At 67.9% G+C, this 11,213-nt stretch carries 10 protein-coding genes; 5 read left to right on the top strand and 5 right to left on the bottom strand.

Translation table 11 applies throughout. The features are described from left to right. Positions 1 to 200 precede the first annotated feature (200 nt). From prpE to ACO6VK_RS18390, 4 genes are all read left to right on the top strand, one after another. Positions 201 to 2,075: a propionate--CoA ligase gene (gene prpE / locus ACO6VK_RS18375; protein WP_422509638.1), complete on the top strand. Its 1,875-nt coding sequence runs from the start codon at positions 201 to 203 to the stop codon at positions 2,073 to 2,075. An 87-nt stretch (positions 2,076 to 2,162) separates the two neighbouring features. Then, entirely contained in the window at positions 2,163 to 2,372 is a 210-nt protein-coding gene (locus ACO6VK_RS18380; protein ID WP_422509640.1) for a hypothetical protein, read from the top strand. Between the two features lie 225 nt (positions 2,373 to 2,597). Then, the gene (locus ACO6VK_RS18385; protein WP_422509642.1) at positions 2,598 to 3,128 is read left to right on the top strand and encodes a hypothetical protein; all 531 of its coding nucleotides are present in this window, start codon (positions 2,598 to 2,600) and stop codon (positions 3,126 to 3,128) included. Between the two features lie 77 nt (positions 3,129 to 3,205). Continuing rightward, entirely contained in the window at positions 3,206 to 4,255 is a 1,050-nt protein-coding gene (locus ACO6VK_RS18390) for a suppressor of fused domain protein (RefSeq protein WP_422509644.1), read from the top strand. 60 nt (positions 4,256 to 4,315) lie between these two features. On the opposite strand, the gene ACO6VK_RS18395 is transcribed toward ACO6VK_RS18390, so the two are convergent. From ACO6VK_RS18395 to ACO6VK_RS18415, 5 genes are all read right to left on the bottom strand, one after another. After that, positions 4,316 to 4,927 (bottom strand): glutathione S-transferase N-terminal domain-containing protein, encoded by a 612-nt coding sequence (locus ACO6VK_RS18395; RefSeq protein WP_422509646.1) that lies wholly within the window; start codon positions 4,925 to 4,927, stop codon positions 4,316 to 4,318. An 88-nt stretch (positions 4,928 to 5,015) separates the two neighbouring features. Then, positions 5,016 to 5,474: a cell wall hydrolase gene (locus ACO6VK_RS18400; protein WP_411850035.1), complete on the bottom strand. Its 459-nt coding sequence runs from the start codon at positions 5,472 to 5,474 to the stop codon at positions 5,016 to 5,018. Positions 5,475 to 5,766: 292 nt separating this feature from the next. After that, entirely contained in the window at positions 5,767 to 7,800 is a 2,034-nt protein-coding gene (locus ACO6VK_RS18405) for an FAD-dependent oxidoreductase (RefSeq protein WP_422509648.1), read from the bottom strand. Positions 7,801 to 7,885: 85 nt separating this feature from the next. After that, a complete protein-coding gene (locus ACO6VK_RS18410; protein ID WP_422509650.1) occupies positions 7,886 to 8,497 on the bottom strand; it encodes a YczE/YyaS/YitT family protein in 612 nt (203 codons plus the stop codon). Positions 8,498 to 8,597: 100 nt separating this feature from the next. Beyond that, positions 8,598 to 9,623, bottom strand: a complete 1,026-nt coding sequence (locus tag ACO6VK_RS18415) for a zinc-binding alcohol dehydrogenase family protein (RefSeq protein WP_422509652.1) — start codon at positions 9,621 to 9,623, stop codon at positions 8,598 to 8,600. A gap of 372 nt (positions 9,624 to 9,995) precedes the next feature. Between ACO6VK_RS18415 and ACO6VK_RS18420 the strand changes: the two genes are divergently transcribed. After that, a complete protein-coding gene (locus tag ACO6VK_RS18420; protein WP_017356946.1) occupies positions 9,996 to 11,087 on the top strand; it encodes an OmpA family protein in 1,092 nt (363 codons plus the stop codon). The last annotated feature ends 126 nt before the right edge of the window (positions 11,088 to 11,213 follow it).

The following is an 11,213-nucleotide window of genomic DNA, read 5'->3' on the forward strand; positions in this document are numbered from 1 at the left end:
TTGCCTGGCTTTTTTTTTTCGGTCATGCCAGGGACCGTTTCCCGGTAGTGCCGGCCGCTGGCCGGCTCTCCAGGCAGCCGGCTGCGCAAGGCGCCGGCCAGCGGCCGGCCCTACAGATCCGGTGTACGACCAAGGTCGTGCGGTTCGTTCGCCGCCATCGGACTATGCTCGATCCCATGACTTTGTCTGGGAGGGCTGTCATGCGCTACGAAGAGATGTACCGACGTTCCATCGATGAACCCGAGGCGTTCTGGGCCGAAGAGGCGCAGCGCATCTACTGGCATGTCCCGCCGCAGCAGATCCTCGATTACAGCACCCCGCCGTTCCGCCGCTGGTTTGTCGGTGGCCAGACCAACCTCTGCTACAACGCCGTGGATCGCCATCTGGTCGAGCGGCCGGACCAGCTGGCACTGGTGACCATCTCGACCGAAACCGACGTCACCCGCGAGATCACCTACCGCGAGCTGTACCGCGAAGTGAATGCGTTCGCCGCAGTGCTGCAGCGGCTGGACGTGCAGCGTGGCGATCGCGTGGTGATCTACATGCCGAACATGGCCGAGGCCGTGTTCGCGATGCTGGCCTGCGCGCGGATCGGTGCGATCCACTCGGTGGTGTTCGGCGGCTTCGCCGCGCACAACCTCGCGCTGCGCATCGACGATGCCGAACCCAAACTGCTGATCGCCGCCGATGCCGGCAAGCGCGGTGGCAAGGTGATCCCGTACAAGGCGATGGTCGATGCCGCCTGCGCCGAAGCGCAGTCGCCGCCGCCGCATGTGCTGATCGTCTCGCGCGGGCTGGACCCGGCCGAGCCGAAGGTGCCGGGGCGCGACGTCGACTACGCCAGCCTGCGCGCCGAGGTTGGCGACCAGGACGTGCCGGTGGTGTGGCTGGAATCCAGCGAGCCGAGCTACCTGCTGTACACCTCCGGTACCACCGGCAAGCCCAAGGGCGTGCAGCGCGATGTGGGCGGCTACGCGGTGGCGATGGCGCAGTCGATGGAAACGGTGTTCGACTGCCGGCCCGGGCAGGTGATGTTCTCCACCTCCGATGTCGGTTGGGCGGTGGGGCATTCCTACAATGTGTACGGGCCGCTGATCGGCGGCTGCACCTCGCTGCTCTACGAAGGGCTGCCGACCAACCCCGATCCCGGCATCTGGTGGGCGCTGTGCGAGCAGTACGGCGTGCGCACGCTGTTCTCCTCGCCCACCGCCATCCGTGTGCTGAAGAAGCATGACGTGGACTTCATCCGCCGCCACGACCTGTCCGCGCTGCAGTACGTGTTCCTGGCCGGCGAACCGCTGGACGAGCCCACCGCGCACTGGATCAACGATGCGCTCGGCAAGCCGATCATCGACAACTACTGGCAGACCGAAACCGGCTGGCCGGCCCTGACGCTGCTGCCGGGTGTGGACATGAAGCCGGTGCGGTTCGGTTCGCCCGGGTTCCCCAACCTCGGCTACCGGATGAAGGTGATCGACGAGAACACCGGCGAGGAAGTGGCGGCCGGGCAGAAGGGCGTGCTGGTGATGAGCCCGCCACTGCCGCCGGGCTGCATGACCACGGTGTGGAAGGACGACGACCGCTTCCTGCAGAGCTACTTCAGCCACTTCAAGGAACTGCTGTACAGCTCGCTGGACTGGGCAATCCGCGACGAGGACGGCTACACCTTCATCCTGGGCCGCACCGACGATGTGATCAACGTGGCCGGGCACCGCCTGGGCACGCGCGAAATCGAGGAGTGCATCGCCGGCCATCCGCTGGTTGCCGAAGCGGCGGTGATCGGCGTCAAGGACGAACTCAAGGGCCAGGTGCCGCTGGTGTTCGTGACCCTCAAGCAGGCCACGACCGAGCCGGCGGCGGTGATCGCCGAGATGATGCAGCGGGTCACCCAGTCGCTGGGAGCGGTGGCACGGCCGGCGCACGTCCACATCGTCAACGCGCTGCCGAAGACGCGCTCGGGCAAGCTGCTGCGCCGCTCGCTGCAGGCGCTGGCCGAGGAGCGTGATCCGGGCGACCTGTCGACCCTGGATGATCCGGGCGCGCTGGATGAGATCCGGCGCGCGCTGGGGCGCTGACCCGTACCGTCCGTGCCGCATGTTGCAACTGCGCATGCGCGGCCCCGCAAGGGTCCGCGCCGGAGCCGGGTCCGCAGGGAGCGCAGCATGACGATCGAACACAGGATGCGGGTGGGCAAGGCGCTGGTCACGGCGATCGGGTGGGGCTGCCTGCTGGCCTACGTGATGTATCTGATCGCCGCGGCATGGTGGTACTCGCGGCCGCTGAACATCCTGCAGCTGATCGCGTTCCCGGTGCTGATGCTGGTGACCCTCCGCGCTACCCGTCGGTATCTGCAGTTCCGCGCGGACGCCTGACCGACGCGTTGCTGCAACGCATTATGGGTGTCGGCCAGCCTCAGGTAAGCTCCGGACGTGACCGCTGCAGGCCCCGGGGCCTGGCGTCGCGCGCTGGGGACACGGCGCGCGCGGGAGCGCCGACGAGGGTAACCGCCTGGAACGGTCGCAAGGGGGCGCACGTGCACCGGCCAACGGCTGGCTGCCAGGCGTGGCAATGCAGCAGGTGACAGGGGGAAACACCACATGGCCTACATCCATGCCAAGACGGCCGCGGGCCGTCAGGAAATCGAGGACCGCGCGCGGCGTCTGCCGCCGTCATTGCGGTCCATTCTGTTGATGGTCGATGGTCAGCGCGATGACGATGCGTTGACCGCGTTGTTGCCCGGCCTGCGCGCGCCGGACGACGCCCTGGCGCAGCTTGCCGGGATGGGCCTGATCGAGATCATCGGCGGTGCGGTAGCGCCGCCGGCCGCGCGCGCGCTCACCGCCGGCCGTGAGCAGGACCCGGACCTGTACAAGCGCCTGTACGACTGGATGAGCGAGTCGGTGCGCAGGCACCTTGGGCTGAAGGGCTATTTCATGCAGCTCAAGATCGAGCGTTGCACCGATGCCGGCACCCTGGAAAAACTGTGGCCGGACATGGCCGCTGCCGTCGCCAAGGCCAGGAGCCCGGCGTTGGCCAGCCGCTGGCTGAGCGATACCCATGCGTTGCTCGATGCGCCTGCCGCGCCAGCGCCAGCGCTGCAGGACACCGCGGCCGCTGTTCCTGGCTGACGCGTGGCGCAGGGCAAGGGTGGTGGTCGCCGCGCACCGGCGTTACCTTGCCAGGCTACACACGCAGGAGCCACGCGATGGACCCCACGAAGGACGATGACGGCACCCCGGGCTGGGATGCCATCAACGCGGCCCTGGCCGCGCTGTATCCCGGCCAGGAGCCGAAGCACTACGGCACGGCGCTGCCCTACACGTTGGGCGGGAAGGATCCGCTGGACGGCATCAGCGTGTACTGGGCCACCGCCCCGCGCCCGCACTGGCACTACGTCACCTACGGCCTCTCCGAGCTGTACGACAAGCAGAGCGACGATGCGCAGACCAGCGGTTTCGGCTTCGAGCTGACCTTCCGCCTGGCCGTGGACGACGCTGCCGCGGCCCCGCCCGCGTGGCCGATGAACCTGCTGCAGAATCTGGCCCGCTACGTGTTCGCTACCGGCAACGTGTTCGAGGCCGGGCATCACATGGATGCCAACGGACCGATCGCGCTGGATAGCGACACCTGCCTGCGTCACGTGGCCTTCCTGCCCGACCCGCAGCTGCCGGCGCGCGATACCGCCAACGGCCACCTGTCGTTCCTGCAGGTGATCGGCCTGAGCGATGCGGAGATGGCTGCGATCAAGCGCTGGTCCACCGATGGCGTGCTGCACGCGCTGGAGCCGGGCATGCCGTTGTGGATCACCGATCTGCATCGTGCCTCGCTGCTCGACGATGCGGACCTGGCCCGGCAGGTGGAGGCGGGCAGCGCGCGCGACGGCTCCAGCACCGCGATGCTGTTCGTGGAAACGCTGGCGTGGCGGCAGGAGGGCGAAAGCACGGTGCTGGTCCTCGGCGCCGGCCAGGTACCCAGCCTGCTCGAACTGCTGCCGCTGCGCCTGCGCTACGGCAACCCGTTGACGGTGATCGGCAGCGATCGTGCGTGGACCTTCCAGCCCGGTGGCCGCGACGCGCTTGTTGCGGGCGAGGATGAGATGACGTGCACGTTGACGCCCGCCAGCCTGGACGCGCTGCTGCGCGATGTGCATGCCGAACGCGGCCGCTATCCGCTGCCGGAGGCCGGCCTGGTGATCGAGGTGGTGCCGACGATCCTGCGCGATGCACAGGACAACGCGGTACGCGAGATCGGCTGAGCGCGGCCATGAAAAAAGCCCGGCATGGCCGGGCTTTTTCTGTTCATCGCGCTGGCCCGCTCAGATCAGGCCTTCGGCCTTCAACGCGGCCTGCACGCCCGGGTCGGCGTCCATGCGCTGCTTGAAGGCGGCGATGTTGTCCAGGCCGGTCAGATCGACCTTGACGCCGGCCGCCCAGCGCAGCGTGATGTAGAAATACGGATCGGCGAAGCTGCGGAAACCGGCCAGCCACTGGCGGCCGTCCAGCTGCTTGTCGGCGCGCTCGAACAGACCGCGCAGGCGCTTGTGTGCGGCGGCGCGGATCGCGTCGTACTGGCCTTCGTCGCCGATGTAGTTGCCCGGCCCGAACAGCGGCGAGAACGCCGGGTGCAGGTCCGAATTGACGAAGGACAGCCAGCGGGTCGCTTCGGCGCGCTGCTGGGCGCTGCCGTCGCCGGCCAGACCGGCCTGGGGATACGTATCGGCGATGTAGCCCATGATCGCGGCGTTCTGGGTCAGCACGAAGTCGCCGTCGACCACCGCCGGCACCGAGCCGGCCGGATTGATGGCCAGGAACGCAGGCGCCTTCAGGGTTTCCTTGGTCAGCAGTTCCACGTCATACGGCTGGCCGGTCCACTGCAGGGCGATGTGGTCGGCGGTGGAGCAGGCACCGGGCTTGCTGTACAGCTTCATGGGAACTCCGTTGCGGATGGTGATGGGTGAGCCGCCCACTATTCCAGAGCGGGCCACGCATCCTCAACGGTATGGCCGTAACAGATCGTTACGACGCGCGCGGCTTGAGTTTCTGCACGCGATAGAACGTGTGGTCGCCGATGGTGGCCACCTGGTAGGCATTGCGCCAGCTCGGGTTGGCGATGGCCAACGCGGCGAAGTGGCTGGCACCGGGCACGATTTCCTTGCGCTCGCCCACCGGCAGGGCCCAGTTGCGCTCGGCGTCGAAGGCGACGGTCATCGCTTCCTGCCAGGCGTCGGCGTTGCCGAGCTGGGTACCGGGGGCCACGATGGTCGGGGCGAACTGCTTGCGCGCGGTGACCACCTGGCACATCGAGTCGCCCCACAGGCCGCTGTCCAGGCGGCGCAGGGCCACTTCCGCGACGGCTTGCTGGCCGCGCAGGGTCTGGTCACGCGCTTCGAGGTAGACGGTCGTGCTCAGGCACAACGAATCGGCGGCCGGCTGCGGCAACAACTGCGACAGCCAGAGAATCCAGGCCAGTTTCATAAATCTCCTTGCTCCGTATGGGCCGCACCTGGCTGTCCATCCGATCGTGCGGACGGGGCGTGGGGTACGACTTGGCGTCATGGGGAGGCGGCCATCGGGGCCGCCCGGGGGCGGGCCCGATCAGGATGACGGGTCCGCGCGCTCACTCGAACTGGGTGGTGAGCGGGAAAGTTGGCGCACGATAGGGGGCCATTTCCCAATGCATCCTGAACCCGAAGACTTGACATTCAGGTTCGGAGGTCGGCCGGATTCGCCCATTCAGGTTGTGCCGGCCGCGCGCCGGCAGCCCGTTCTACAGCGCTGCTGCCAGCTCGCTGCCCTGGCGGATCGCGCGTTTGGCATCCAGTTCGGCGGCCACATCGGCACCCCCGATCAGGTGTGCCTGCACCCCCGCCGCCAGCAGTGCGGCATGCAGGTCGCGACGCGGTTCCTGCCCGGCGCAGATCACCACGTGATCGACCGGCAGGGTCTGTTCCTGGTCGCCCACACGCACGCGCAGGCCGGCGTCGTCCACGCCCAGGTACTCCACGCCGCCGAGCATCGTCACGCCCTTGGCCTTGAGCGTGGCGCGGTGGATCCAGCCGGTGGTCTTGCCCAGGCGGGCACCCGGTTTGCCCGGGCTGCGCTGCAGCAGCCACACCTTGCGGGCCGGCGCTTCCGGGGCCGGTCGCGCCAGTGCACCGCGGCCCTCGAAGCTCGGGTCCACGCCCCATTCGGCCATCCAGCGCGCCGTATCCAGCGCCGGCGAGGGGCCTTCATGCACCAGGAACTCGCCGACATCGAAGCCGATGCCGCCGGCCCCGATGATCGCCGCCTGCGGCCCCACGGTGACCCGGCCGAGCAGCACGTCCAGATAGCTGACTACCTTGGGATGGTCGGCACCGGGGAAATCGACCTGGCGCGGGGTGATGCCGGTAGCGACCACCACCGCGTCGAAGCCGGCCAGCGTGGCGACGTCGGCCACGGTGCCCAGCTTCAGGTCCACCCCGGTCTCGGCCAGCCTGTGCCCGAAATAGCGCAGGGTTTCGTGGAACTCCTCTTTGCCGGGGATGCGCTTGGCGACGTTGAACTGGCCGCCGATCTCGGTGTTGGCATCAAACAGCGTCACCCGGTGCCCGCGCTCGGCGGCCACCGTCGCGCAGGCCAGGCCGGCCGGCCCCGCACCCACCACAGCCACGCGTCGCGCGGTGGTGACCGGGCGGTAGACCAGCTCGGTTTCATGCACGGCCCGCGGATTGACCAGGCAGCTGGCGGTCTTGTTCTCGAACACATGATCCAGGCAGGCCTGGTTGCATGCGATGCAGGTATTGATGGCGTGCGGACGCCCGCTGCGCGCCTTGTTGGCCCACTCCGGATCGGCCAGCAGCGGGCGCGCCAGCGAGACCATGTCGGCACCGCCGCCGGCGAGGATGCGCTCGGCGACATCCGGCATGTTGATCCGGTTGGTGGCGATCAGCGGCACGCGCACGTGCGGCTTGAGCTTGGCAGTGACCCCGGCAAAGGCGCCACGCGGTACCGAGGTGGCGATGGTGGGAATGCGTGCCTCGTGCCAGCCGATGCCCGAGTTGATCAGGGTCGCGCCGGCCGCTTCGATCGCCTGCGCCTGCTGCACGATCTCCTCCCAGTTGCTGCCGTTGTCCACCAGGTCCACCAGCGACAGCCGGTAGATGATGATGAAGTCCGGGCCGCACGCCTCGCGGATGCGGCGCACGATCTCCACCGCAAAGCGCATGCGCTGCGCGGCGTCGCCGCCCCAGCGGTCGGTGCGCTGGTTGGTGCGCGGGGCGATGAATTCGTTGATCAGATAGCCTTCCGATCCCATCACTTCCACGCCGTCGTAGCCGGCGTCGCGGGCCAGCCGCGCGCTGCGCGCGTAATCGGCGATGTGGCGGTCCACGCCGCGGGCGGACAACGCACGCGGGGTGAACGGATTGATCGGTGCTTTCAGCCGGGACGGTGCCACCGACAGGGGGTGGTAGGCGTAACGGCCCGCGTGCAGCAGCTGCAGGCAGATACGCCCGCCGTTGTCGTGCACGGCACGGGTCACCTGGCGGTGCGGGCGCACCTCCCACGGCCAGGACAGCTTGCCGCCGAACGGCTTGAGCCAGCCCACCACGTTCGGGGCGAAGCCCCCGGTGACAATCAGGCCGACGCCGCCGGCCGCGCGCTCGGCGAAGTACGCGGCCAGCCGCGGGAAGTCGCGGGCCCGGTCTTCCAGGCCGGTGTGCATGGAGCCCATCAGCACGCGGTTGCGGAGCTGGGTGAAGCCCAGGTCCAGCGGGGTGAACAGATGGGGATAGGCGGTGGATTCGGCGGCTGGCGACATGTCGATACGCTTGCGTACGGAAGCGTGAAGCGTGCCGCGAAACCGCCCCAACGGCAAGGGGCGGCGGTTGGGGCGGCGGCCGGCGTTACCGGGCGGCGGCGGCCGGGGTGGGCTTGTGGATGCCGAAGAAAGGCAGGGTGACGCCGCACAGCGGGCCGATCAGCAGGGCGAAGGCGAGGGTGCCCACGCCCACATTGCCGCCGAGCTGCCAGCCGATCACCAGCACGGTGCCTTCGATCAGGCTGCGGACGATCCAGATCGGCCAGCCGGTTCTGGCGTGCAGGCCGGTCATCAGACCGTCGCGCGGTCCCGGGCCGAAGCGTGCGCCGATGTACAGCCCGGTGGCCACCGCGACCAGCAGCAGGCCGAGCACGAACGTCGGTATCTGCCATGCCAGGCCGTGCACCTCCGGCAGCAGCCACAGCCCGAACTGCGCGCTGGGGCCGATCAGCATCACGTTCATTACCGTGCCCAGTCCCGGCTTCTGCCGGATCGGCCACCACAGCAGCAGGACCAGGGCGCCGATCACGTTGGTGGCCACCCCGAACGACAGCGGTGTGTTCAGGGCGATGCCCTGGGAGAGCACATCCCACGGCGCGACGCCGATGGCGGCACGGATCATCACGGCCGCCCCGATGCCATACAGGAACAAGCCCAGCAACAGCTGGATCAGACGCAGGGGGAGGGACGTGGGCATGGCGCGTTCACCGGAGGGGCCCTTGAATGTAGGGCCGGCCGGGACGCGCGGACAGATACAGATGCCTGCCAATCCGTGCCGACAGCGGCACGGCGGGCGGTCAGTCCCAGCCGGACAGCACCAGCTTGCCGAGCACCCCGCCGGTTTCCAGGCGACGGTGCGCCTCGCGCAGGTTCGCGGCGTTGATCGGGCCCAGCCGCGTATGCGCGGTGCTGCGCAGTTCGCCGGCGTCGACCAGGCTGGCCACGCGGCCCAGGATGCGGTGCTGCTCGATCATGTCGTGGGTGCGGAAGCGCGCCCGCGCGAACATGAATTCCCAGTGGATGCCGATGCACTTGGCTTTGTACGGGTCGCCGATGCGCAGCGCACCGCGCGGTTCGACGATCAGCCCGACATGGCCCTGCGGTGCCAGCAGCTCGCCGATTGCGTCCCAGTAGTGGTCGGTGTCGGCCAGGTTCAGTACCACCTCGACCTGGTCGATGCCCAGTGCCTGCAACTGCGGCAGCAGCGGCTGGCGATGGTCGATCACATGGTCGGCGCCCATCTGCGTGCACCACGCGCGCGACGCGTCGCGGGAGGCGGTGGCGATCACCGTGAAGCCGGCATGCCGCGCGAGCTGGATCGCGATCGAACCGACGCCGCCGGCGCCGCCGATGACCAGCAGGTGCTGCCCGGCATGCTGGCGGTCATCAAAGTGCAGCGGCATGCGCTCGAACAGCAGTTCCCACGCGGTCAGCGCGGTGAGCGGCAACGCGGCGGCGTCAGCGGCGTCCAGGGTGGTCGGCTGGCGTCCGACCAGGCGCTCATCCACCCATTGCCATTCGGCATTGCAGCCTGGCCGGGTGACGTCGCCGGCGTAATAGACGGCATCGCCCGGCACGAACGCGGTCACCTCCGGCCCGACCGCCTCGACCACCCCGGCGGCGTCGAAGCCGAGGATGCGCGGCGGGTCTTCCCGGCCCTCGCGCGGGGCACGCAGTTTGGTGTCCACCGGGTTCACCGAGATCGCCTGGACCCGCACCAGCAGGTCGCGGCCCTGCGGCGCGCCCGGCGCGGGAAGCTGCAGATCCTGCAGGGCCTGGGCATCGTCGATGGGGAGGTAACGGGTCAGTCCGACGGCTTTCATGACAGCTCCGATATCGGGGTGATAGCGTCATCATACGGTTGCTGACATTGCTGTTTCTGCGCTGAATCAATGCGGGCTTCGCGCAGGGGAGAAATACTCACCCTTGGCACCCGCAGCGGCATGAATCCCGGGAAACCCTTGTCATCAAAGGCGCTTGCGCAATTTCATCAACCTGTATACGGTGCCACCCGCTGGGCCGGGTAGAGGCCTGGCCGTTCTCTTCACATGTTACGGGACTGTTAACATCACCTTCACCCTCCTGAGCATAATGTTCGCGGCGGTGGCGTGCTGAATCGGCAGTCTGAAAACGACGCAGTAGTGCTGGCCCATGCCTCTACCGGTTTCATACCCCCGAAATAGGAGCTGTACTCAATGAACAAGAAGATCCTCACTGCCGCGCTGCTGGGCGGTCTGGCTTTCGCCCAGGCTGCATCGGCGCAGGATTTTGACGACCGCTGGTACCTGACCGGTTCGGCCGGCTTCAACTTCCAGGATAACGACCGTCTGACCAACGACGCTCCGTTCGTGACCCTGGGCCTCGGTAAGTTCATCAGCCCCAACTGGTCGCTGGACGGTGAGCTGAACTACCAGAACCCGAACTTCGACGCCAACCAGGATCTGAACTGGAGCCAGTACGGCGCCTCGATCGACCTGCGTCGCCACTTCATCTCCGAAGGCCGTGGCTGGAACCCGTACCTGCTGATGGGTCTGGGCTACCAGAAGTCGGAAGAAGAGTACCCGGCTCTGGACAACAACGGTCCGCGTGAGCGCAAGGACGGCAACTTCGCCGCCAAGGTCGGCGTTGGTCTGCAGACCACCTTCGAAAAGCGCGTTGCTGTGCGCGCCGAAGTGGCCTACCGCGCTGACTTCGACGACCAGAGCATCGCTGCTCCGACGGAAGACTGGTTCGGCGACGTGCTGGCTTCGGTCGGCGTCGTGATCCCGCTGGGCCCGGCCCCGACCGCGGCTGTCGTTGCTCCGGCACCGGTTGCCCCGAGCTGCGCCGACCTGGATGACGACGGTGACGGCGTCAACAACTGCGACGACAAGTGCCCGAACTCCCAGCCTGGCCAGACCATCGGTCCGGACGGCTGCCCGGTGCCGGTCTCCATCGACCTGAAGGGCGTCAACTTCGACTTCGACAAGTCGACCCTGCGTCCGGACGCCGTGGCGATCCTGAGCGAAGCCACCGAGATCCTGAAGCGTTACCCGGATCTGCGCGTTGAAGTGGCCGGTCACACCGACTCGAAGGGCACCGACGCTTACAACCAGAAGCTGTCCGAGCGTCGCGCCACCACCGTGTACGACTACCTGACCAAGAACGGCGTGTCCGCTTCGCGTCTGGTGGGTCCGATCGGTTACGGCGAGAGCCGCCCGATTGCGCCGAACACCAACCCGGATGGTTCGGACAACCCGGAAGGCCGTGCAAAGAACCGTCGTACCGAGCTGAACGTCCAGAACTAATCCTTCTGGTTGTACAGTCTCAGAAGAGGGCCCGGCATTGCCGGGCCCTTTTTTTTGCGCCGAACACGCGAACAGCCGGACAGGCGAAAAGCCGTCGTTGCCTTGGGTTTCCAGGCTGGGCGGGGG

Source organism: Stenotrophomonas sp. GZD-301 (assembly GCF_049310345.1).
Taxonomy (GTDB): Bacteria; Pseudomonadota; Gammaproteobacteria; order Xanthomonadales; family Xanthomonadaceae; genus Stenotrophomonas.

Excerpts from the sequence above, each read along its gene's own strand:
- prpE (WP_422509638.1), top strand. The coding sequence starts at position 201 with ATGCGCTACGAAGAGATGTACCGACGTTCCATCGATGAACCCGAGGCG.
- ACO6VK_RS18380 (WP_422509640.1), top strand. The coding sequence starts at position 2,163 with ATGACGATCGAACACAGGATGCGGGTGGGCAAGGCGCTGGTCACGGCG.
- ACO6VK_RS18385 (WP_422509642.1), top strand. The coding sequence starts at position 2,598 with ATGGCCTACATCCATGCCAAGACGGCCGCGGGCCGTCAGGAAATCGAG.
- ACO6VK_RS18390 (WP_422509644.1), top strand. The coding sequence starts at position 3,206 with ATGGACCCCACGAAGGACGATGACGGCACCCCGGGCTGGGATGCCATC.
- ACO6VK_RS18395 (WP_422509646.1), bottom strand. The coding sequence starts at position 4,927 with ATGAAGCTGTACAGCAAGCCCGGTGCCTGCTCCACCGCCGACCACATC.
- ACO6VK_RS18400 (WP_411850035.1), bottom strand. The coding sequence starts at position 5,474 with ATGAAACTGGCCTGGATTCTCTGGCTGTCGCAGTTGTTGCCGCAGCCG.
- ACO6VK_RS18405 (WP_422509648.1), bottom strand. The coding sequence starts at position 7,800 with ATGTCGCCAGCCGCCGAATCCACCGCCTATCCCCATCTGTTCACCCCG.
- ACO6VK_RS18410 (WP_422509650.1), bottom strand. The coding sequence starts at position 8,497 with ATGCCCACGTCCCTCCCCCTGCGTCTGATCCAGCTGTTGCTGGGCTTG.
- ACO6VK_RS18415 (WP_422509652.1), bottom strand. The coding sequence starts at position 9,623 with ATGAAAGCCGTCGGACTGACCCGTTACCTCCCCATCGACGATGCCCAG.
- ACO6VK_RS18420 (WP_017356946.1), top strand. The coding sequence starts at position 9,996 with ATGAACAAGAAGATCCTCACTGCCGCGCTGCTGGGCGGTCTGGCTTTC.